The sequence below is a fragment of the Planctomycetaceae bacterium genome (genome assembly GCA_041398825.1).
GTDB lineage: Bacteria > Planctomycetota > Planctomycetia > Planctomycetales > Planctomycetaceae > F1-80-MAGs062.
The window spans coordinates 199,674-222,145 of sequence record JAWKTX010000001.1 but is presented as its reverse complement, the minus strand read 5'-3'; the positions used below and the strand labels follow the sequence as shown (position 1 = coordinate 222,145).

Sequence of the window (22,472 nt, the reverse complement as noted above, 5' to 3'; positions counted from 1 at the left end):
TCGCAGATCGGAACTCGAGACGTCTCCGGTATTATCTCCGGATATTACAGAGCCCATCCTTCGCGATACTCGCGCTGGACGTACTGGTTCAATTCCGGCACGTTCGGGCTCACCATGTTCTTGGCATCCCATTCAATTCGCTGACCTTCCTGAGCACGAATGGCAAGATTGCCAACCAGAATCGTCTCAGTCAGTCGACCAGCATAGCCAAAGTTGGACATGGTCCCTGGCTCATATTCGCCCTTGCACGTGGCGACGAATTCCCATTTCTGTCGCTGATCCGTGCCGCCTTCAAACGGAATTCGTGGCAGGGTCTGCTCAGGCTTCTTGTAGTCGGCGAAGTCACCTTCAGGCAGTAGAAAATAGCGAGCGCCGTAATCGTCCGGAGAAAACAGCATCCCTTTCGAACCTACCAAAAGGGCACCGCTCGTCTTGTTGCCACCACCTCGCTGAGCAGCGAGCCGCTTCTGGAATGACTCGGGCAACCTGTTGGTCAATTCTTCTGACGGCAGGTTTCCTCCGTCGTACCAGAAGAATTTGCAGGGCTTCAGTCCATTGCGTTCCGGGAATTCGAACATCAGTGACGAGCTGCCGGGGAACGTCTCGCCTTCGAAGAGACCCGGATTCTTGACTGCAGTTACTGCAATCGGGTCCCACAACTCGAGTGCCATCACAGGCATATTTGATGTATGGCACGCCATATCTCCAAGTGCTCCGGTGCCGAAGTCGACCCAGCCGCGCCACTTGAAGGAGTGATAAATCCCTTCTTTGTACGGACGCATTTGAGCAGGGCCGATCCAGGCATCCCAGTTCAGTCCCTGAGGAATTGGATCTTCGCCGGCAGGGCGGCCAATGCCCTGTGGCCACACAGGACGGTTGGTCCACAGATGCACCTCGGTGACGTCACCGATCGCTCCGGAGCGAATGACTTCGACAGCTTCACGAAGCCCGTTTTCAGATGTACCCTGATTGCCCATCTGAGTGATGACGCCCATTTCTGCGGCCGTTTCCCGCATCAACCGAGCTTCCCGGATTGACCAGGTCAAAGGCTTCTGGCAGTAAACGTGTTTCTTCATTCGCATCGCACGCACAGCAGCGGCCGCATGCGTATGGTCAGGTGTGCTGACCGTCACAATGTCGATTTTGTCTCCGACTTTCTCCAGCATCTCACGGAAGTCAGTAAACTTCTCGGCGTCCGGGAATTCGCGGCCCTTCTTGTTCAGCGTCCCCTCGTCCACATCACACAGACCAACGATATTGACGCCATGTTCACCGATGTGGCTTGTATCGCTGCCACCTTTTCCACCCACGCCCACGCAGGCCGCGCTCAGGGATTGTAGTGGCGATGTGTTTGCCTTCGAAAACGGCTGACCACCCACCCAGAACGCAGTGCTCAGTGCTGCTGTCTGGCCAATGAATTCGCGACGATTCGTTTTGTTTGTCATACGTAGACCTCAAAATCAGGGGAGACGAAGGAAGGAGAGATGTGCAGCAATTGGCGAATTGAAACAATTGCGCCGCCGTAAACTGCGAAAAACAGGGGGACAGTCCCGAAACAATACTGCCATGGTAACGACGAGATCAGAAACAGCAACAAATCCGCTAAAATCCGACGTTTCGGACGCGTTGCAACAACACCGCTCCGGCAACTACTCTCGGCATCTCGCACCACACATCTGACCGTTTCCGCGCTATACAGAGCCCCGGTATCGCAAACCATTCTCAGTCATCGTCAGCAGTGGCCAATTCATCGGAATCATCATGCCCGCCACGCTCGGTCGTTGCGATCTACCTCCAGCGATCTTAGATTCTACGGTTCTCACATCCCTGTTTGGTTTGAGTGAGACAGGTCAGACCGTTGAAAAACGTCTGAACATTGCAGGTGGCAAAAGCGGAACGAATGTATCCCTGCGCCTTCTCGCCATGGCACCGTGCCGCACCAGCCGAAAGACACTGGAACAATTTCTCAGATTCACCTGCATCAGAAACCTCACCCCGAATGCAGCCTCATAAAATGATCTCTGTCACTCCAGGAGTTGTCCGCAATATGCCGTTCTTCAAATCAATTCCCCTTTCCGTTCCCCGCGTCATCTATTGCTTGATCCTGCTGTTCTCAGCCAATGGTTGCCAGCCAACCGCGGAGACCGGTTCTGACGCAACTCAGAAAATTGAGGTCAAGCCTGATGATCCGGCAGCAGTCAAAGCACTCGAAGAAGCCAGGTTCAACCTGAAGAAAGATGCCAACGGCATCGTACGCGAGATCTCCGGGGCAAGTGACTCTGATGTCTCTGAGGCAATCTCTCACCTCGCTGGTATCCCGAATGTGGAGAATGTGCTTTTCTCGGGCCCCGGTATCACTGACAAGGGCATGGATGTTCTGGCCACTCTGAAGAACGTAAAGCGACTCGACCTGACCGATTCTGCGATTGGTGATGAGACGCTGAAGGCCGTTGGAGCGATGGAAAATCTCCAGGCTCTTGCGCTTCGGCGAACCGGATTCACCAACGACGGACTTGCTCACCTGAAGTCACTCGGAAAACTGCGAGCGATTGATCTGCGTAATAGCAATGTTACGGACGAAGGAATCGATCATCTTGTGGGTTTGAAATCCCTGGTTGATGTCCAGCTGGAAAGAACGGTTGTCACTGACGAGGGAATCAGGAAGCTGTCGAGCCTTGCCCTGAAATCGTTGAATCTGAACACCACAGCGGCAACAGATGGCTGCATGGAAGCAATCGGCAGCATGACAACACTCGAATCGATTCAGCTTGACAGCTCGAAGATTTCCGATGCCGGAATGGTCCACGTTGCCAACCTGAAGAACCTGAAAAGGCTCAGAATCCGCGACACAGATGTCACTGGCGAAGGCTTTGCCCATGTGTCCGGCCTTACCAAACTGGAACGACTTGAACTTCGAGGAACATCACTCGATGACGACGGAATGAAAGTCATTACAGCACTACCCAATGTCAATTACCTCGATATCAGCGAATGTCGACTTGTCTCCGCGGACGGAATCGCCCTGATTGGCAAGCTCCAGAAGCTGACTGTCCTGGCATTGTGGGAAACCAAAACGGATGACGACGCACTGGCAGCCTGCAGTGGTCTGACCAACCTGACGGAACTCAACCTCGAAGCAACTCGAATTACTCCCGCGTCCGGCCCGGTACTTCTGAAGTTCGCTCAGCTGAAGAGCCTCAACATCGCGGGAACACAAATTGGTGACGAAGCCATTAACTCACTCAGTGGGCTTAAAAATCTTGAATCACTCAATGTCGCCAACACCGGCGTTGGCTTCGATATCATCGACGCTCTTGCCGAAGCGAACCCATCGCTGAAGATCACAGAATAGCCCGAACCCCACTCATGGGCCAGGTCTGGCAAAAGCCCGACGTTTATGAACGAACGCCGGGCTTTTCTCCCAACTCGGGCAAGCAAAACACCGCCTGCGCCCGTATCAGGTCAATTTAAATACTGGTCACGCAATACCACAGCGGCTGAAATACAACCACGCCTGAAATACCGGCACGGCTGAAAGACTATGATGGATACATCTGTTCGTACTTTGAGTGAATCCCAGTTCGCCCGCGCGAATAAAGTCATTCCCGGCGGCGTCAACAGTCCGGCTCGAGCGTTTGGTGCCGTTGGTGGTACGCCTCCGTTCATCAAGCGGGGTGAAGGGCCTTACCTGTTCGACATCGACGGTAATCAATTCATCGATTACGTGGGATCATGGGGCCCTCATTTGTTCGGACATGGTCATCCAGCCATCGTCGAAGCTATCCGGAATGCGTTGACCACCGGCACGAGTTTCGGGGCGCCCACGGTTGCCGAGAGTGAACTGGCTGAACTCGTCATTGAACTTGTGCCTTCCATTGAAAAAGTGCGCATGGTGAACTCCGGCACGGAGGCGACAATGTCCGCCATTCGCGTCGCACGCGGATTCACCGGCCGCAACGTCATTGCCAAGTTCGCAGGGTGTTACCACGGTCACGTGGACAGTCTGTTGGTTCAGGCCGGCAGCGGGGCTCTCACGCTCGGCACTCCCTCAAGTCCCGGCGTGCCACAGGGATGCACTGCAGACACGCTGGTTCTTCCATTCAATGATGTTGATGCTTTGAAGGCAGCCTTCGAACAAAAAGGGACTCAACTTGCGGGGGTGATCCTGGAAGTTGTCTGCGGCAACATGGGATGTGTTGTGCCCTCACAGGACTTCCTGAAATCTCTCCGTGAATTGTGCACGGCCAACGGAACGGTGCTGATTTTCGACGAAGTGATGACAGGGTTCCGAGTTTCCAGTGGTGGTGCCCAGAAAATCTATGGCATCAATCCTGATCTGACGACGTTGGGAAAAATCCTCGGGGCAGGGCTACCCGTCGGGGCCTACGGCGGTCGGTCAGACATCATGGATGCGGTCTCGCCGGTCGGGAGCGTCTATCAGGCAGGCACACTGTCGGGTAATCCGGTTGCGATGGCCGCTGGAATTGCGATGCTGAAGCTCGTCCGCGATCAGAACCCGTACCCCATGCTGGACGACCGAGCATCGGAGCTGGAAGCTGGATTTCGGCTTGCCGCGGCCGATGCGGGACAGGCGATTCAGATTAACAGAGTTGGCAGCATGCTGACCGTATTCTTCAATGATCAGCCGGTTGTGGATTTTCAATCGGCAACCCGATCGTGCACGAAAACGTTTGGGAAGTGGTTCCATCATATGCTGAACCGAGGCGTTTACCTGCCCTGCAGCCAGTATGAGGCTATGTTTGTGGGTGCTTCGCATACTGCCGAGCATATCCGTCAAACGGTCGAGGCAGCTCGAGACTCGTTTCAGCATCTGAATGACTAACAATCGAAATACCGTTCGAATCACAGATTCCGGAACAAACTAACTCCCGAATGTTGACTTTTGGCAACGCCCATGTTGCCCGACTTCAACCTTTCAGCGCAGACGCGGTGAGCCCTGGTTTTTCCAGCCGTCGCATTCAGAATTCAGAGATCGACGGCGAAATGTAAAGCTAATTTGGATTGTCCATACAGGGGAACGATCACCCTGAATTCATCATTCGCATGCATTTCGTTAATGATCCGACATGAACATTTCCAGCGTTCTTGATGCCCCCGAAGCAAAGACAGCAAGTCCATCGGGAAGTCCGTCCAGGGGGCTGTCCGACCTTGTCGCAGCTTACGCGGAAGTTCAGCCCAGAACAGAATGGCTGAAAAAGCTGGACCTGCAGGAACCGCGGGAAAACCTCGAATGCCTGCCTGTTTTGCTTCGCGTTTCAAAACGACTCTTTGACATTGCCGCTGCATCGCTGCTGCTGCTGGTCTGCAGCCCGCTCATGATTGTTTCGGCTTTGCTTGTGAAACTGACGTCCCCCGGTCCGGTTATCTACAAGCAGACACGCGTTGGACTCAATCTGCGCAAGAAGAAATCCAGCGATCGCCGTCAGGGAAACAGAGATATCGTCGAACTGAATGATCGCCGGCAGTCTGGTCGAGATCGGCGGGAAAGAAGCAACTTTGGTCAGCCCTTCACGATCTATAAATTTCGAACCATGCGAAATGACGCAGAGAAGGGTGGTGCCCAGTTTGCGAAACAGGGGGATGTTCGAGTCACGGCAATCGGCCGATTCATGCGTCGAACAAGAATTGACGAACTTCCGCAACTGTGGAACGTAATCAAAGGCGAAATGTCACTCGTTGGACCGAGGCCGGAGCGCCCGGAATTCATGCAGCATCTCTCCAGTGAGATCCCCAATTATGTGGATCGGCTCGGATTGAAACCCGGCCTCACCGGACTGGCTCAGGTTGTCAATGGCTATGACAACGAACTGGATGGCTTCCGCAAGAAGGTCGCGTACGATCTCCTGTACCTGCAGAATTGCTGTATCACCAACGACATCCGTATTCTGCTTCGAACATTTCGAGTTGTCATCACCGGCGAAGGTGCTCTGTAAAGCGGTCGCTTCACCAGCAGTGAACAAGCAGCGTTGACAGATAAACGAGAAAAGCCCGGACTGTTTCCAGCCGGGCTTTTCTGGTTTGCAAATCCGTCGTTCGTCTGGACTATGGGGAGACGGTTGGTGTTGATCCCAACTGTGCTCGCAGTCGCTGGATTTCAGCTTCTGTTGAATCAATCTTGCTGTTGTTGTCGATGGCGATCACCAGACCGGCAACTGACGTACCAACCATTGCCAGGGTGACAACGTCAATCAAGCCAAAACCACCAGTCGTTCCCACGATGGGATTGCCGTATTCGTCATACTGCTGACCACGGACAATATTTTCATCACCAGCAACAACCAGACCCGTCAAAGCACCAGCAGGAGCGGTACCGTCTTTCCAGAGTCGAACCGGTGTGGCAAGATTGCCAACGTTCACCTGATGGACACCGCCACGAACACCTTCAATGGCGAAATGACCATTTGCAGAAGTTGCAGCGCGAGCCACAGATTTGCCCTGAAACTGAAGTTCAACAGCGGCGTTGCTGACAGGTTTGCCGTCAGAAGAGTAAACCTGGCCGTGCAGCGTACCATTCGGTGTCAACTGAACATCTCGCATGACCGACTTCGTGCCGGCAACCGCTGTAGCAGAACTGGACAGCAGGATTCCAAAGCACACAGCAACGCTGGCAGCCTTGGTCAGAAGTGTGTGCATTCGCATCGTTTCGGACCTTTTTCGTATCTGCGGAAGGCAATCACCAGAATCGGCGAATTGCATTAAGACCATTGATATCCGTTTGATCGTCAACGGTTGCTGGACTGCTACAATCGGTTTTCCGGTTTTCTCCAGATTTTTGAAACAACTGGGAAAATCGTTAGTGCCGTCAAAGTCCCGGTAACACGATCTCGAATACCCTGGATCCCCGCGTTTTCAGGTTCTGCTTGCCGGAAAACATCAACTTTTGCCGACCTGTTTTCATTGGTCATGGACGTGGAGAGAAATCATGGCAGCCCACAGAAACACGGGCAGCCCGCTCTCTCTGTGCCAAAACTCACGCAGGTATTGATGTCTTTTGGCCACTTCCTAAACTATCCTTCTACAATATCCAACCCGGTCGACGAATCCCCCCGAATTCAGCCTCCTCAAGAGACGGATTCAAGCCATCCCACCATAACCAAGGAGCGCGATATGTTGCGATCTCCCTGGATGCCGCCATCAGCAAACAAACTGAAGATCTGCTGTGGCTGGATCTACCTGTTTATCAGTCTTGCCGTACCACAATTGGTCGCCGATGATACGCGGACCAGATCGTTCGCTCACCAAATTGATTCGCACATCCGCGCGGCAGCCGTTGGACCTCTCTCTCCTGTCTGCACAGACGAAGAATTTGCCCGACGGATCTGGCTCGATCTGGCGGGTACCGTACCGCCGAAGGAAGCTCTGACCCGGTTTCTGACCGACACCCACACCAACAAGCGAGAGCAGCTCATTGACAAACTGCTGAACAGCAGTGAATTCATTCGCCACTTCGCTCAGCATTGGGACCTCACGCTTCTGGAACGGCGGTCGGACAAATACGTCCCGGAAACCGATTGGGAAAAGTTTCTGATCCAATCAATCAGTGCAAACAAACCGCTCGACCAGATGTTCCGGGAATTGCTTTCTCCGCCAGACTCCGGAGATGAGGCGGTCGCAGCAAAATTCATTCTCAACCGTGATGCGGAACCCAACGCTGTCACACGCGAGGTTGGCCGGATGGCGTTCGGAATGGATCTGCAATGCGCCCAATGCCACGATCATCCGCTGGTCAGCGACTATTATCAGGACGACTACTACGGGATCTATGCGTTCGTCCAGCGTACGGCACAATTCACTGACTCAAAAACAAAGAAGGTCAGGCTTAGCGAAAAACCCGATGGTTTGACGAGCTTCAAATCTGTCTTCACTGGCGAGGGCTCCGATCGGTTTCCGCCACGACTTCCTATGGGAGCGACAGTTTGGCAGGAGCCTGAGTTTGAGAAGGGCAAAGAGTTTGAGGTCGCGCCGCAAAAGAATGTCCCGGGGATTCCCAGGTACAGCCGTCGCGAAAAGCTGGCCAGCCTTCTGTCTGACAATCGTATGTTTCAGAGGAATATTGCCAATCGCTTGTGGGCGATGATGATGGGGCGGGGGCTGGTGCATCCACTTGATCACCACCATTCTGAAAATCCACCAAGCCATCCGGATCTACTCACTCTGCTTGCCGCTGAACTGAAGGCAAGCAACTTTGATGCACGAAGTTTGTTGCGCAGCATTGCCCGGACTCGATGTTATCAACGTTCTGTCGTCGCCCCGAATCCAGATACGATCAACCCTTCTGACATTGCCGCAAGGGTCGAAAGCCTGAAACGGCAAATCGCTCAGATGGAATCGGATTTGCCGTCATTGAAGGCCACGCTGGCAGACGTAAATGGTGCACTGAAAGCATCTATTGCCGCCAACGAGGAAATTGATGCGGGGCTGGAGGAGCTGGAAAAGCCAATCGTGGCCATTCGAAAGCAGCTCGCAACAGATCAATCAACGCTGGAGAGTGCGAAGGCAAACCATAAATTGCTTTCCATGCAGCAGAAGGCACTTCAGACAGCGAAGTCGATGCTTGAACTCGGTGACGATGCGACACTCTTCGCCGACACCAGCAGCACCACTGCTCAACAGGCACAACAGACGCTTGAGAAAGCACAGGCAACTCTCAGCAGGCAACTGAAAGACTGCGACCTTCTGGTCCAGTCAGCAAACCTGAAGATGACCGAAGCAACAGATGTGGTCGCAGCCACACAAGAAAAACTGAACGAAGCCGATGCGGCTTATCAGGCCAGAAAGCAGACCAGGATCGGGCCCGATACGCTGAACCATCAGGAACAGCAATCAGTCGAAGCCATGGCATCTCTTCAGGAACACCAATTCCGAATCCGGCAAATTCACAATGCGATCTCGATTTGCCAGGCCATTCTGAATTACACGACGGAAGAATCAACAACTCCGGATGAGGCATTAGCCCGATGGTTGGTCATCACTGAACAACTGACAAACAATCGGCAAATTGCCGGGCTGAAAGCCCTGACTCCTGAACAACTTGCCGTCAGCATGATGCAATCCACCGGCAAACTTCAGAGTGAGACACAGGCTGTTGAGGCGGCTGTCAAGAAGACGCCACCCACAATTAAAGATGATGTTCCGGAACCAGAAAGAAATCGCATCATTCTGACGGCAATCAACACTGGTGTGATTAATCGCCTTCGTCCAACAAGTCGACAGTTCGTCACTTACTACGGAGGATTGCCGGGAGAAGACTTTCAGGCCACAGCAGGTCAGGCTTTGTTCTTCGGGAACAGCTCCATTATCAACGAATGGCTGAAGCCAACCTCTGACAACCTGACCGGACGCCTTGCAACAATGTCCGACGACGATGACATCGCGGAAGAATTGTACCTTTCTGTATTCAGCAGACACCCGACCTCCGAAGAGAGGCTCGAAATCAAATCCATTTTAGCCGAGCACCCGGATCAGCGGGGTAAAATGCTGAATGAAATCATCTGGGCCATGCTTTCCAGCACTGAATTTCGTTTCAATCACTAGGCCTGCCGGAATGCAATCCAACTCCTGAAGCAGTGAGGATCAAGCCATGAAATGCCCATACGCATGTGACTCTTTCGACCATGTCCACGGTCGTCGTGCGTTTCTGCAAAGAATCACTGCAGCCGGATTGTCATTCGGTGGCGTCTCTGCAGCAACAGGACTCGCCGGTCTCATGTCCGACACACCTGTGCTGGCAGAGCAACTGAAGTCGCGTCATAAACGGGTGCTGAACGTATTTCTGCATGGCGGTGTCAGCCAGTTAGAGTCGTGGGACCCAAAACCAAACACAAACACAGGTGGTCCGTTCCGCGCAATTTCAACTTCTGTACCGGGGATCCACATTTCCGAACTCCTGCCACACACAGCGCAGCAGATGCACCACCTGTCGATCATTCGAAGTCTGAATACAAAGAATAACGACCACGGGCGCGGGCAGGCAGAGATGACCACCGGCCACAAGCAGATTCCGGGCAGCAACTATCCACACCTGGGTGCGGTGGCTGCAAGATTACTGACACCCGAAGACTTCACACTGCCCGGCCATATACTCATCCGAGGAGCAGGAAGCAGTTCGGGCAAGGCGGCCTATCTCGGACCAAAGTTCGAAAGTGTCGTGATGAATGACGGTAAGCCGCCGCAATATACAGAACGGCCATCCGGACTAACTGCAGAAGCCGATCAACGCAGGAACGAACTTCGCGCCAGATTCAGCGATCGCTTCGCAGCTCGACGCCGAACGGCAGATACCGACGCCTACACGTTTTCCTACGACCAGGCTCAAAGTTTGCTGGCACAACGTGATGTCTTCGATGCAAGCAGAGAACCTGCGGCAGACCAGCAGCGATACGGAACCAGTGAATTTGGCGAACACTGCCTCCTTGCACGCAGATTGCTGGAGCACGGTGTACCATTCGTTCAGATCAATCATTCAAACTATGACACCCACTATGAGAACTTCGATTTCCATATTGAACAGCTTGGCGAATTCGATCTGCCGTTTGCCACGCTGATTTCAGATCTGGCTGAGCGTGGACTTCTGCAGGACACTCTCATTTGTGTGATGTCCGAATTCGGAAGAACGCCAAAGATCAACACTCGCTACGGCCGGGACCACTGGGGAACAGCGTGGAGTGTCGTGCTTGGTGGTACTGGAATTCAGCCAGGCGGAGTTATTGGGATGACCAATGAAAACGGAACCGCAGTTGTTGAACGACAGGTCGATCATGGCCACCTTTTCCATACGATCCTGCAGGCAGTTGGCGTTCAATCCGCCGGAGAATTTGAAATCGGAGGACGCACCTATCCGATCGCCGACCCGTCGAAAGGCCCGATTGAGGAGCTTCTGGCATGACAAACACACGGCAGTCCGTTGAAACATCGCCAGCACACTCAGCAATGATCGATCCAAAGAAAACGCAATTAGCGAAGGAATACAAACACGAACGTCCACTGACGGCGTGCCACTGGAGCAGTGATGCCAGATATATCTTCTTCGGGGCAGAGGATAACGACGTTCATCGATTCGAAGTCGCGACGGGCCAGACCACAGCATTTCAGGCCCACGAAAGCTGGGTTCGCGCAATGGCGAGCTCCCCTGACGGAAATCAATGTTTCACGGGTGGGTACGATGGAAAGCTCGTATGGTGGAATTCCACCGATTCTGCCCCGAAGCCTGTACGTGTCGTTGACGCTCACAAAGGATGGATCAGAGCAATCGCTGTTCATCCTGAGGGGACAATGATCGCGAGCTGTGGCAACGACAATGCCATTCGCATCTGGGATGCGAAAAATGGGGTATTGATGCATGAACTCATCGGTCACGATTGCCACGTTTACAATGCGTCGTTCACTCCCGACGGAAGCTCGATTGCAAGTTGTGATTTGAAAGCCCGCGTCCGACTCTGGAACTCGTCCACCGGCCAGCTGGTGTGTGAACTTCCGGTCGCAGAAGCTCTTTATAAGTACGACAAGACATTCCGGGCAGACATTGGCGGCGCGCGATGCATCGCCTTTCATCCTGGCGGGCAGCAACTGGCTTTGGGGGGTATCACAAACGTCTCGAATGCTTTCGCCGGGATTGGCGAGGTGGCCGTTGTTCTGATGAACGTCGGTGAAAAGAAGGTCTCGGAACAGTTTGAGACAAAAGCCAAGCATCGCGGATGCGCCTGGGGAATCGACTGGCACCCTTCTGAATTCTGGATTGGACTGTCCGGCGGGGGTGGAGGTGGCTGGTTGCTGTTCTGGAAGAATGGAGCGAAGCATGAGTTCTTTCAGATGAAGCTGAAGAGCGATGGCCGCGGCATGAGCCTTTCACCTGACAAGTCGCAGGTCGCCGTTGCTCACTCAGATATGCACCTCCGAACATACAAACTCAGCTGACCCCGTCACCTGCAGGTTGACGATTGCGAACCATCGATTTCTCTCCATGCAGGAGGCAGGAACCGAAGCAAGTCTGAGGCAATCATTCCCTGTGGGCCCAATGCGGCGGCGGCCAGATCGCCGGCTAATCCATGGGCGTACACTCCAACAGCTGCCGCATTGAAAGGCGACAAGCCCTGACCCAGGAGCGAGACGATGACACCCGTCAACACATCGCCGCTTCCGCCTGTCGCCATACCGGAGTTTCCGCTGGTATTCCTGAACAGCGTTCGACCGTCTGTCACAACGGTCCCCGGACCTTTCAGCACAACTACTGCTCCTGACTCATTGGCGAACCGGGCAGCCAGCACTTCGCGATTTGCCTGAATCTGCTCGATGCTGTGACCAGTGAGTCGAGCGAATTCACCTGGATGCGGCGTCAGGACGACGGGAGACTTCTGTCGCATGAATAACAAACGATTTCTCGCCAGAAGATTCAAGCCATCGGCATCAACGACGACGGGACAGAGAGCGGATTCAAACACGGCTCTCAGTACAGATGCGGCTGCCGGGGAGGTCCCCAGGCCAGGCCCAATCCCAACCGAATCCTTCCCTTTTATCAGGCTCGGGACGATGGCAGAGGCTGACGACTGAAGCAGCCCTCGCCGATTCACGGGAAGCCCCACGGTCATGAACGAAGGCTCGTACCCTGCGACGGTAGACTGAATGCTTTGCGGTATGGCCGTGGTGACAAGACCAGAACCACTTCGAAGGGCTGCAGTGGACGCCAGACAAACGGCACCACTGAACCCAACGGAACCACCAATAATCAGCGTTCGACCGAAAGTTCCCTTGTGGCCATTCGGATCCCTCTGCGGCAGGGCAGGGCGGTCAACCTTTCGAATTTCCGTCATCACGACACCTTGCAATTCCCTCAGAATGCTCCCGGCGCAATGAATAAGGGCCTGACCGTCTGCTGCTCGGTCAGGCCCTTCTCACGGGATCAGATTTCATGTCGAACGAGGCAGATGACGCCTCATTCCATCTACTGAACTCGGGTGCCGTCGAACTTGCCGGCGGACTCTGATGTTCGTGTTGGAAGCCCCGACCGGCTTGCGGCCGTTGGATTCGTTGGCGCGGATCGTTCGCCAGCGTCCTTGTCGGCAACTTCCTGATCGGCACGTGGCACCCAGTTTGCAACGGCCCACGTTGGGTACTCATCAGCGACACTCGATGCCAGATCCTGAAGGATCTCCATCATGCGTTTGCTGCTCATGTCTTCATTTTTCACAACGCGCTGCAAAACGAAGCGTTTGTTCGTCGGGATGTAGGCAAAGAACTTGCCACCACCCAGACGGTCATTTGCCGCCAGCAGCCGGAGCAGGGCGGTACGAGGCACTTCGCTGGCTGTTGACGGAACCTGATCCAGCCATGCCATTACCCAGAGTGATTCGCCGTCGCGGCTCAGGACCGCCGACATCGAAAACTTCCACTCTTCGCCACGATAGCTTGTCTTGAAGGCAAAGTCATAACGCTGCTCGGTCTTTGTAGGCTGCAGGCCGATCGCTGCCAGCAGGTTTCCGAGATCAGATTCTGACAACTGGCCCGCTGCAGGAGCCCGAGTGGCAGCGGCTGGTGTTTCCTGAGCAGAAACATCTGGTGCCTGGCTGAATAACATCAATGCCGGCAGCAACACTGCGCTCAACTTTTTCATCATTCACTCCCTTGAATCGAACAGGCAATCCTTTGCCTTATTCCGTCAGGAACTTGAGACAAATCTGTGACCAGGTCTCAAATTGGTCGAATTCATGGACCAATTCCGACGGAGTTGCGAACCCTGCGTTTATCATCGACTGTTCACGGGGTGAAACTTTGGGAATGTCGAGGTCGAAAACATGAACAATTCCCAGATGAACTTTGCCCACTTCTGATTCATCGTCGTTAATCAGCCCTGCACACGTTTCAACCCAACCTGTTTCCAGATCAACTTCCTCCTCAATCTCGCGACGCATTCCTTCGATGTACGGAATCGCATCCTTGTTCAGATCCAGGGTCGACACATGGCCGCCAACACCAATCGAGCGTTTGGCGTGCAACCTGGCTTCCCCCTGTGCTGTACCACGCTGGTAGTAGAAAACCTGACCATTGCAGCGAAAAATACAGTACGGAATGAGCTGCTTAAATGAAGGATCCTGCTCCATTTCGGGCCGCGGTCGATAGCTGGCATGAGCCGGGTCGAGAATAACTTTCAGGTAGCGATCCGTATCACTGCAAAATCCATTGAAATGGCCAACCTCATGAAAGACAGCCGTGGGAATGACCAGCACGTGTTCAACAGGGGCATTCATACCAGAGTTTTCCGATTCAGGAGCAGAAAGCGCTTAGCCCATCAGATCACGGACGGCTTGCGCAATGTCGTGTTGTCGCATTAAGGTCTCGCCCACCAGAACTGCACCCACGTTGGCAGCACGCAGGCGGGCAATATCATCATTTGTTCGAATTCCGCTTTCGCTGACCAGCAATATCTCAGCGGGAATCGCCTTCTTCAACTGGAACGTGTGATCCAGCGAGGTATGAAACGTTCGCAGATCGCGATTGTTGATTCCGACGAGGCTGGTACCGGTTGCAAGAACGCGGTCCGTGTTCTCGAAGTCATAGAGTTCAATCAGTGCATCCATACCCAGATCGCGAATATAGCCGTACAGATCCGCCAGTTCCTGATCATTCAGACACTCAGCGATCAGCAACACGCAGTCCGCGCCGGCGACTCGTGCTTCCGCCACCTGATACCGGTCGATCACGAACTCCTTTCGCATGACCGGGATCCGGACCGCCTCACGAATTGCCCTCAGGTAGTCAAGATGCCCCTGGAAGAAGCGTTCGTCCGTCAGAACACTCAGGCATGCGGCACCCGCTGCTTCGTAGGTCCGAGCAATGGTAACCGGATCGAAATCCTGCCGAATAATTCCTGCCGACGGCGAGGCTTTCTTGACCTCAGCAATCAGGCCCGGAGCTCTGGCTGATGAAAGCGCGGCGTGAAATCCGCGAACCGGAGGAGCATCAGCCAGCTGAGCCTGCAGTTCTGAAAAGGGCTTCCCTGCCCGAGCGACAGCAACCTCCCTGCGCTTGTGCTCAATGATTTCGTCAAGAATAGTCGACAACGCTGAAGCTCCACCGCCTGAATTCCGAGTGACGGATAGTATTGCTAACCGAATGATGATCAAGCATCACAGCCCTGGTTCCGGAGAATGTCGACAGTTCTTTTTTGACTGAGAATTTACTTTGGGAACAATCCGGACAGTGCCAAGCGTGACGTGAAACGTGCCACCGTGTTAACCTTTGCCATTCCGCACCATTCATTCCAGTCATTCATGACACTTATTTTCCAGCTGCGATCCGCAGGCAAACCATGATCGGAACCGTCATCCTGAAAACTTTCTCCGATTGTTCCCCGCTTCTGATTCTGGGGCAGGTCGTCGATCCGGAAGTCACGCCAACTCTAATCGCGACAGGCGCACTGATGTTGCTGGCCGCTGCCGGCAGTGCGGCGATGATTGTCGTCTGGTTCATCCGCTGGCAGAGGTTTGGCTTTCTTCTGCCAGCCGCGCGACGACCAATGCTGAGGTCCCCGGTGTCCCTGTTGGCATTCACTCTGATCCTGGGATTCCTTCTGGCAATTGTCGTTGCGTTTCCTCCTTCCCCGCCTGTTGCTGCTGCGGCAAATTCGAATACGGCGGAAAACAGCGCCGACACAGATAAGAACCCATCCGACTCCGAAGAAGCTCAGCTTACTGTGGATCAGGTTGAAGGCGCGGGCGACGATACCGGGCAGGGTGCAGCTCCGAATTTGAACGCGCACAACGTGATGGCCAATATGCAGGCAATGCTGTTATTCGATCTGGTTCTCGGACTCGTTCTGGCGGGAAGCTTATTTGTGGCAAGTCAACGAGGACGTGTCTGGCTGCCTGAAAAGAACGTCCAGGGCTCCATTGATTCTGCTCACCTGCCCAGGCCCATCTCAGTTGACGCCTGGGGAGATCTTGATGCCCCGGTGCCGGTGGAATCAACTTCCGGTGCCTGGCGGCCAACAGCAGCATCCATGGTTGCAACATCCGTAGATGAGCCATCCTCGGTGCCCGGCCCGGATCCGGACACTGAGACCATCAACGGTGCTTCCCTCGAGGGCGATCCCGGTGACCTCGCCACACTTGCGACTTCGGAACCTGTGGAAGAGGAGCATTTTTCCCTGTTGACCGAACTACGCTATGCGGCTGAAGTGTTTCTGGCAGCATTCTTACCGACAACCATCCTGCGTATTCTCATTGTGGCCATCGTTGTCAGCGTGACGGGTGAACAGCCAGACTCGCATCCATTCCTTGAAATGATGGACGACGGAATCGCGGTTCCCGTTCTGGCAATGATCGCAATCATGGCCGTTGTCGTGGCGCCATTGCTGGAAGAGATGATGTATCGTGTCATCATCCTCGGTGGTTTCGCACAGCTGGGTTACGCTGGCGGTGGACTTTTCGTGTCGTCTCTGGTCTTCTGCTTTGCACACAATTTCCCGGATTCGATTGCCCTTTTGCCGCTGGCTTTCGCTCTTGGCTACACCTACCTTCGCCGAAAAAACTACATCACTGTCATCCTTGTACATTTCCTGTTCAACACATTTAACATGGTGATTGCCGGGCTCGCGTTGCCGAATCTGCCGTGATGCACACCCCTGGCGTAACGATTCATCTTTTGTCTGTCCAACACCCGAACGGCCATCCATCTGATCATGACAACTGCATTTCTACCGGTTGAAGAACAACTACAAATCCTGACTCGAGGCGTTGAAAAAATCGTTCCGTCTGACGAGCTGGCCAGGAAACTTCAGCACAGTCGCGATACCGGAACTCCACTGCGCGTCAAGTACGGAATCGATCCCACCGGAATTGATGTTCACCTGGGACACACTGTTCCCCTGCGCAAGATCCGTCAGTTTCAGGATCTGGGGCATCAGGCGGTCATCATCATCGGCAATTACACTGCCATGGTCGGAGATCCCAGCGGTCGGGACGAAGCCCGCAGCAGGAGACTGACCGAAGACGAGGTCGAAGCAAACGCGCGAGATTACCTGGCCCAGGTGGGCAAAGTTGTCGACATGAGTCGAGCAGAAGTGCATCGCAACGGTGACTGGTTCGGCCGGATGTCATTTGCACAGGTGCTCAACCTTTGCGGCCGCGTCACGGTCGCACAGTTGCTGACACGCGATGATTTTGCAAAACGGTACCGTGAAGAACGCCCCATCTACATGCACGAATGTCTGTATCCTGTGATGCAGGCGTGGGACAGCGTCGAAATCAAATCGGACGTAGAACTCGGCGGCACAGAACAACTTTACAGCTTCATGCTGGCTCGGGATCTGCAGTCTCAGGAGGGACTGAATCAGCAAATTGGAATGATGTCACCAATTCTTGTAGGACTGGACGGTGTCCGGCGAATGGGCAAGAGTCTCGGCAACTATATCGGGATCAGCGAGCCACCGTATGAAATGATGAAAAAGTTCATGCAGATCCCGGATGATGTCCTTCGCATGTATTTCGAATTGCTGACCGAAATCCCAATGGACGAGGTCGAACAACTGCTCGCCGGTCACCTGAAGACAGCCAAGGTGAACCTGGCCAAAACTGTGATCGCACAGTATTACGACTCCGCGCAGGCCAACGAAGCGGCTGACCGATGGCAAAACGAAATTGGAGGCGGCGGACTTCCTGCCGATATCCCGGAAGCCACGCTGGATCCTGCTGAGCTTCAGGATGGCAGTTTGCCGGCATTCAAACTGCTAACCGCATTGTCATTGTGCAGCTCGGGAGGTGAGGCCAGAAGACTCATTGCCCAGGGCGGCGCAAAACTCGGCCCTGAAAAAGCCGTCATCGAATCGATCGACCAGGCCATCACGGTCGAAGACGGACTTTTGGTATGGGCCGGCAAGAAGAAATTCTGCCGAGTGAAACTGGCGTAAGCAGAAGTATCACAGGCAGACTCGCACACCACTTCGATAGCCTGATTTCAATTTGCGGCGTTCTACACGAAGGGAGAGCAAGATGACGAACAACATCAACGATCAGCCCTCTGAAAATCATTCATCGATTCGGTCAGCTCAGCTGAAGACAGCGAAAGCTCTCTCCCGACGCCATGCACTGCAAGCCTTTTCGCATGCCGCTGCGGGGACGGCGTTTTCTTATGCCCTTTCGCCCCTGCAGGCTAACCGCACTTTTGCGACCGAATCAAATGCCGGGCCTTCCGTGCAGAATGTCGCGCCGCTGAACCGATTTCCGCGCATGGTTCATGAGTACTTCGTGCGTCTGGTGCGAGAAGCAGATCAGAAGAACTCCGACCGAATTGCCTCATTGTCAACCCGACAGGAGGCTGAGCAATATGTCGAGATGGTCCGAGAAAAGATCCAGCAATCGTTTGGTCCGTTTCCTGAGCGAACACCGTTGGATTCACGGGTTACTGGAATCGTTAAAAGAGACGGCTACCGCATTGAAAACATCATTTTCGAGAGTCGCCCCGGCTTCCCCGTCACGGCGAACCTCTACCTGCCCGTCAATCGTGACGGAAAGCTGCCGGGTGTCGTTGGAACCTGCGGACATTCAAATAATGGAAAGGCCGCCGAAGCTTATCAGCAGTTCGCACAGGGCCTGGCCAGACTTGGATTCGCCTGCCTGATTTACGATCCAATCGGGCAGGGAGAGCGGCTTCAGTATGTGAATGACGCGCTGAAGTCGACAAAGGGGGCCGGTGTTCAGGAACATCTTTACGGTGGCAATCAACAGTTTCTGGTCGGAGAGTTCCTCGGCACGTGGAGGGCATGGGATGGCATCCGCGCGCTCGATTACCTGCTGGAACGTCCGGAAATTGACCCCAATCGCATCGGAATTACAGGTAATTCTGGTGGGGGCACGATGACCACGTGGCTAACGGGTGTTGAACAACGATGGGCAATGTCGGCCCCCAGTTGTTTTGTCACAACATTCCGTCGCAACATGGAAAACGAGCTTCCCGCCGATACGGAACAGTGTCCGCCGAAAGCCATTGCTCTTGGACTTGATCATTCCGATTTCCTGGCAGCGCTCGCACCAAAGCCTGTCATCATTCTGGCGAAAGAGCGCGACTATTTCGACGCACGAGGTTCTGAAGAAGCTTACCGTCGCCTTCGGAAGCTGTACGGACTTCTTGGGCACCCGGATCAGGTCGCTCTGTTTGTCGGACCAACCGGACATGGCTATTCGCAGGAGAATCGCGAAGCCATGTACAGTTGGTTTTCGCGGTCAGCGGACAAACAATCAGATTCTGCCGTTGATGGAGCCCCGGTCGGTGTCCTGACATCGGATGCCACCATCCCTTTTGTGGCCGAACCTGAACTTCAGATCGAGACAGACGAGACATTGACGTGCACACCGAAAGGGCAGGTAGCAGCACTCGAAGGGACACGCTCAATCTGGGAATTCACTCGCGACAAATCGATTGAGCTGGCTGCAAAGCGAAGCACCCTTCGTGGCGATGCATTGAAGGCGGCCATTACAGATGTGCTGAGGCTGCCGGTGCTTCCAGCAACACCGCCCGACTATCGAATCTGGCGACACTTGAATTCACGCGGCTATCCGATGCCTGCGGCGGTGGCCTACACTGTGGAAAGTGAACCGGGCATCCAGACAATTTGCTACCGGCTGACGAGTGAGCGATGGTATTCTCGAGTTCCGGTGGCGGGTGATACAGCAATTCTCTACATCGCTCACCTGTCGAGCGATTCCGAACTTCGCGAAGAACCGCTGATTCGCGACGTGATGGCGGCCCAGCCTGACATTCCGTTTTTTGCATGTGACGTCCGGGGAATTGGAGAATCGATGCCCGACACCTGCGATCCGAATTCATTCCACAGCGCCTATGGCAACGATTACTTTTACGCAATTCACAGCCTGATGCTTGATCGCCCATACCTTGGACAAAAGACATTTGATGTCCTTCGTGCGCTGCAATGGCTGAAATCAAATGGTCACACAAAAGTACATCTGGTCGCCAAAGGCTGGGGCGCGCTCTGCGGAACGTTTGCATCGGTGTTGTCGGACCAGGTCACGCAGGTCACTTTGAAACACGCGTTGACCTCCTATTCTGAAATCGCTCAATCCAGAGACTATCGCTGGCCACTGTCAGCACTTCTGCCAAATGTACTGGAACAGTTTGACCTGCCGGATTGTTATGCCCAGCTGGAAGAAAAGAACCTGACTCAACTTGCCCCCGCAACAGCCGAAGCAGGAGTTCACTAAACGATGACTCAATCCCGCCGACAAATGCTCAATCTGCTGGCCGCTGGCAGCGCGGCAGCAGTATCTGGATCAGTTGTCCCGAATGCCTTCGCTTCCGATGATTCGAGATCGAAGCCAAAGCCACGCATTCGGGTCGGGCAAATTGGTGTGGGGCACGCGCATGCAAACAAGCTGTCCGTATATCGTTCGTCACCGGATTACGAAGTCGTTGGCATCGTCGAACCAAACGAGGAGCGGCGAAAAGCCGCGCAGAATCAGTCACCTTATCAGGACCTGACCTGGATGACCCAGGAGCAACTTCTGAATCAGCCCGACCTGCAGGTTGTGCTGGTCGAGACAGAAGTCCGCAATCTGCTCGACACCGCGGACGTATGCATCGACGCGGGAAAGCATATTCATCTGGACAAACCCGCTGGCTCCAGTCTGCAGCAATATGAGTCGCTGTTAAAGCGAGCCGAAGCCCGCAATCTGATAGTTCAGATGGGTTATATGTATCGATACAACCCAGCAGTCTTACTGCTGCGTGATTTGCTCAGGAATGGATGGCTTGGTGAGATATTTGAAGTTCACACTGTGATGAGCAAGGTAGTACCAGCTGCCAGCCGCAAAGCTTTGGCCGAATTCAGTGGTGGCATTATGTTCGAACTGGGATGTCACATCACCGATCTGGTGGTAGGCATTCTGGGTGAACCATCATCTGTCACGTCAAACGTAAAACGATCAACAACCGCAGTTGACGGACTGGCCGACAATGTCATTGCCTTATTTGACTATCCCCGCGCCTCAGCGACGGTCCGCTCGTCTGCGATCGAAATCGATGGCGGTCAAAGACGCCACCTGACGGTCTGTGGCACCAGGGGGACTTTCCATATCCAGCCGCTGGACAACCCAACCGTTCGTATGGCACTTGCAGAGGTCCATGATCCCTGGAAACGCGGATATCAGGATGTCACACTGCCAAAGTACGCTCGTTATGTTGGCGACGCGGCAGACATGGCGGCGATCGTTCGGGAAGAGAAGGCCTGCGACTTTTCCTACAGCCACGATCTGGCAGTACAACGAACCGTCCTGAAAGCATCTGGCATGCTGGACTGAGTTTTCCGGAAGATAGTGAACTGATCGAGCACCAATCCTATCTGAATCCTGCCTCAGGCAACCTGAATCCTGCCTCAGGCAACCTGAATCCTGCCTCAGGCAATTGAACCGGGCAATCGCCGACGACGTTCCCGTCTCTCAGATTCAAGTTTCTCATGCGAATCTGCGAAGACGGTTCGGTGAGACAGATTCTTGCCGACCCGGGACGCACGATCCAGCTGACGCCGATCTTCAATGAATCGAACCTGGCCAAAACATATGCCGAATTTCGGCCTTTTTTCACAGTGGTGCAGCCGCAGTGCCGTATCCAGCCATGTTTCCAACAGCCTTGATTGGACTGGCTGCCTTCGATATTCGGCGAGTTCGTAAACGGCGAGGAGTAGCAATACACTCCCTATCCTGAACGATCGTTTGAAGATAACGGTGGATCATCACCTCCCTTCATTTATGCCTCACCGGAGTAGCCGAGATTGAGGACGGATTTGCCATCAGTCAAAACACTGACGCCATGTTCTTGTTCGAATTCGGCTCCAAAATCAATCAGTGTTCTCGGGCAGTCCTCACCGGATTCGTCTGAGTCCGGATAGATTTCGATGCTCGGTTCGTACAAGACGGCGAACAGATCTTCCGGTTGCCAGATTCGATCCCTCTTTAGACGCTTGAGCAGTACTTCCCGGCAGCTCAATGCCACCGCGACGGGGTCTCGACTCCACCACATTCCATAATCTTCTTCCAAAGCTGACAGATCCTCGTAGCCTTGCTGATGGAGGTCTCGAAAAAAGGCCCTGCAGATTCCCTCAACCAGTTTCTTCTGCGACTTCCGGATGGTCATCAGCACACTGATTGCATCCTTCGGCGGGACCATCTCGCCATAGACGGCAACGGGGATCTTTCTCCTTCGGCTGACACGGCCGTTTGAGGAATACTTGAACGCGGCAAACGCCGGAAATTCACACTGAGCAACCCAGCGAGGGTCTTCGTCATTTTCATCGAACGTGAAGTCTCCAAGAATCTTATGATGGAATGTCGACATAGGTGAGCCCCCTGAAAGAACTTTGATGGACCGGTGAATACAAGTGAATATTTACGACTAATAGCAACGGAAACAGGACTCCCGGATGTCTTATAGCGACCTAAGACACTTGTGCA

17 protein-coding genes are annotated in these 22,472 nt (G+C 54.0%); 10 read left to right on the top strand and 7 right to left on the bottom strand.

What is annotated here, in order from left to right; translation table 11 throughout:
* Window positions 1–44: 44 nt before the first annotated feature.
* Window positions 45–1,445 (bottom strand): Gfo/Idh/MocA family oxidoreductase, encoded by a 1,401-nt coding sequence (locus R3C20_00800; GenBank protein MEZ6039011.1) that lies wholly within the window; start codon window positions 1,443–1,445, stop codon window positions 45–47.
* 554 nt (window positions 1,446–1,999) lie between these two features.
* Between R3C20_00800 and R3C20_00795 the strand changes: the two genes are divergently transcribed.
* From R3C20_00795 to R3C20_00785, 3 genes are all read left to right on the top strand, one after another.
* On the top strand, window positions 2,000–3,352 hold the full coding sequence (locus R3C20_00795) for a hypothetical protein (protein ID MEZ6039010.1): 1,353 nt from the start codon (window positions 2,000–2,002) through the stop codon (window positions 3,350–3,352).
* A gap of 192 nt (window positions 3,353–3,544) precedes the next feature.
* The gene (gene hemL / locus R3C20_00790; protein ID MEZ6039009.1) at window positions 3,545–4,843 is read left to right on the top strand and encodes a glutamate-1-semialdehyde 2,1-aminomutase; all 1,299 of its coding nucleotides are present in this window, start codon (window positions 3,545–3,547) and stop codon (window positions 4,841–4,843) included.
* Window positions 4,844–5,087: 244 nt separating this feature from the next.
* Entirely contained in the window at window positions 5,088–5,954 is an 867-nt protein-coding gene (locus R3C20_00785; GenBank protein ID MEZ6039008.1) for a sugar transferase, read from the top strand.
* A gap of 109 nt (window positions 5,955–6,063) precedes the next feature.
* On the opposite strand, the gene R3C20_00780 is transcribed toward R3C20_00785, so the two are convergent.
* Window positions 6,064–6,654, bottom strand: coding sequence for a carboxypeptidase regulatory-like domain-containing protein (locus R3C20_00780; GenBank protein ID MEZ6039007.1), 591 nt, complete (start codon window positions 6,652–6,654; stop codon window positions 6,064–6,066).
* Window positions 6,655–7,128: 474 nt separating this feature from the next.
* Between R3C20_00780 and R3C20_00775 the strand changes: the two genes are divergently transcribed.
* Genes R3C20_00775 through R3C20_00765 form a run of 3 tightly spaced genes read left to right on the top strand, consistent with a single transcriptional unit; the run spans window position 7,129 to window position 11,934 of the window.
* Window positions 7,129–9,555 carry a DUF1549 domain-containing protein gene (locus tag R3C20_00775; protein ID MEZ6039006.1) on the top strand — a complete coding sequence of 809 codons (2,427 nt, stop codon included), beginning with the start codon at window positions 7,129–7,131 and terminating at the stop codon, window positions 9,553–9,555.
* A gap of 46 nt (window positions 9,556–9,601) precedes the next feature.
* Complete coding sequence (locus R3C20_00770) at window positions 9,602–10,906, top strand: DUF1501 domain-containing protein (GenBank protein ID MEZ6039005.1); 1,305 nt, start codon at window positions 9,602–9,604, stop codon at window positions 10,904–10,906.
* Window positions 10,903–11,934: a hypothetical protein gene (locus R3C20_00765; GenBank protein ID MEZ6039004.1), complete on the top strand. Its 1,032-nt coding sequence runs from the start codon at window positions 10,903–10,905 to the stop codon at window positions 11,932–11,934. The genes R3C20_00770 and R3C20_00765 overlap by 4 nt, the downstream gene beginning before the upstream one ends.
* 5 nt (window positions 11,935–11,939) lie before the next feature.
* Here R3C20_00765 and R3C20_00760 read toward each other — a convergent pair whose 3' ends face one another.
* From R3C20_00760 to trpC, 4 genes are all read right to left on the bottom strand, one after another.
* Window positions 11,940–12,827 carry an NAD(P)H-hydrate dehydratase gene (locus tag R3C20_00760; protein MEZ6039003.1) on the bottom strand — a complete coding sequence of 296 codons (888 nt, stop codon included), beginning with the start codon at window positions 12,825–12,827 and terminating at the stop codon, window positions 11,940–11,942.
* A gap of 131 nt (window positions 12,828–12,958) precedes the next feature.
* Window positions 12,959–13,627, bottom strand: a complete 669-nt coding sequence (locus R3C20_00755) for a hypothetical protein (protein MEZ6039002.1) — start codon at window positions 13,625–13,627, stop codon at window positions 12,959–12,961.
* Between the two features lie 37 nt (window positions 13,628–13,664).
* A complete protein-coding gene (locus R3C20_00750; protein ID MEZ6039001.1) occupies window positions 13,665–14,261 on the bottom strand; it encodes a phosphoesterase in 597 nt (198 codons plus the stop codon).
* 33 nt (window positions 14,262–14,294) lie between these two features.
* Window positions 14,295–15,074 (bottom strand): indole-3-glycerol phosphate synthase TrpC, encoded by a 780-nt coding sequence (gene trpC / locus R3C20_00745; protein ID MEZ6039000.1) that lies wholly within the window; start codon window positions 15,072–15,074, stop codon window positions 14,295–14,297.
* 248 nt (window positions 15,075–15,322) lie between these two features.
* On the opposite strand from trpC, the gene R3C20_00740 reads away from it, so the two are divergent.
* The 4 genes from R3C20_00740 to R3C20_00725 all read left to right on the top strand — a co-directional run bounded on the left by R3C20_00740 (window position 15,323) and on the right by R3C20_00725 (window position 21,323).
* Window positions 15,323–16,627, top strand: a complete 1,305-nt coding sequence (locus R3C20_00740; protein MEZ6038999.1) for a CPBP family intramembrane glutamic endopeptidase — start codon at window positions 15,323–15,325, stop codon at window positions 16,625–16,627.
* A gap of 66 nt (window positions 16,628–16,693) precedes the next feature.
* Window positions 16,694–17,920 (top strand): tyrosine--tRNA ligase, encoded by a 1,227-nt coding sequence (gene tyrS, locus R3C20_00735; GenBank protein ID MEZ6038998.1) that lies wholly within the window; start codon window positions 16,694–16,696, stop codon window positions 17,918–17,920.
* Between the two features lie 82 nt (window positions 17,921–18,002).
* On the top strand, window positions 18,003–20,228 hold the full coding sequence (locus tag R3C20_00730) for a prolyl oligopeptidase family serine peptidase (GenBank protein ID MEZ6038997.1): 2,226 nt from the start codon (window positions 18,003–18,005) through the stop codon (window positions 20,226–20,228).
* 3 nt (window positions 20,229–20,231) lie between these two features.
* Window positions 20,232–21,323 (top strand): Gfo/Idh/MocA family oxidoreductase, encoded by a 1,092-nt coding sequence (locus R3C20_00725; GenBank protein ID MEZ6038996.1) that lies wholly within the window; start codon window positions 20,232–20,234, stop codon window positions 21,321–21,323.
* 445 nt (window positions 21,324–21,768) lie between these two features.
* Here the strand turns inward: R3C20_00725 and R3C20_00720 are convergent, their stop codons facing one another.
* Entirely contained in the window at window positions 21,769–22,356 is a 588-nt protein-coding gene (locus R3C20_00720) for a hypothetical protein (GenBank protein ID MEZ6038995.1), read from the bottom strand.
* Window positions 22,357–22,472 lie beyond the last annotated feature (116 nt).

Coding starts and splice junctions, on each gene's coding strand:
- R3C20_00800 (MEZ6039011.1), bottom strand. CDS start 1,445: ATGACAAACAAAACGAATCGTCGCGAATTCATTGGCCAGACAGCAGCA.
- R3C20_00795 (MEZ6039010.1), top strand. CDS start 2,000: ATGCAGCCTCATAAAATGATCTCTGTCACTCCAGGAGTTGTCCGCAAT.
- hemL (MEZ6039009.1), top strand. CDS start 3,545: ATGGATACATCTGTTCGTACTTTGAGTGAATCCCAGTTCGCCCGCGCG.
- R3C20_00785 (MEZ6039008.1), top strand. CDS start 5,088: ATGAACATTTCCAGCGTTCTTGATGCCCCCGAAGCAAAGACAGCAAGT.
- R3C20_00780 (MEZ6039007.1), bottom strand. CDS start 6,654: ATGCACACACTTCTGACCAAGGCTGCCAGCGTTGCTGTGTGCTTTGGA.
- R3C20_00775 (MEZ6039006.1), top strand. CDS start 7,129: ATGTTGCGATCTCCCTGGATGCCGCCATCAGCAAACAAACTGAAGATC.
- R3C20_00770 (MEZ6039005.1), top strand. CDS start 9,602: ATGAAATGCCCATACGCATGTGACTCTTTCGACCATGTCCACGGTCGT.
- R3C20_00765 (MEZ6039004.1), top strand. CDS start 10,903: ATGACAAACACACGGCAGTCCGTTGAAACATCGCCAGCACACTCAGCA.
- R3C20_00760 (MEZ6039003.1), bottom strand. CDS start 12,827: ATGACGGAAATTCGAAAGGTTGACCGCCCTGCCCTGCCGCAGAGGGAT.
- R3C20_00755 (MEZ6039002.1), bottom strand. CDS start 13,627: ATGAAAAAGTTGAGCGCAGTGTTGCTGCCGGCATTGATGTTATTCAGC.
- R3C20_00750 (MEZ6039001.1), bottom strand. CDS start 14,261: ATGAATGCCCCTGTTGAACACGTGCTGGTCATTCCCACGGCTGTCTTT.
- R3C20_00740 (MEZ6038999.1), top strand. CDS start 15,323: ATGATCGGAACCGTCATCCTGAAAACTTTCTCCGATTGTTCCCCGCTT.
- tyrS (MEZ6038998.1), top strand. CDS start 16,694: ATGACAACTGCATTTCTACCGGTTGAAGAACAACTACAAATCCTGACT.
- R3C20_00730 (MEZ6038997.1), top strand. CDS start 18,003: ATGACGAACAACATCAACGATCAGCCCTCTGAAAATCATTCATCGATT.
- R3C20_00725 (MEZ6038996.1), top strand. CDS start 20,232: ATGACTCAATCCCGCCGACAAATGCTCAATCTGCTGGCCGCTGGCAGC.
- R3C20_00720 (MEZ6038995.1), bottom strand. CDS start 22,356: ATGTCGACATTCCATCATAAGATTCTTGGAGACTTCACGTTCGATGAA.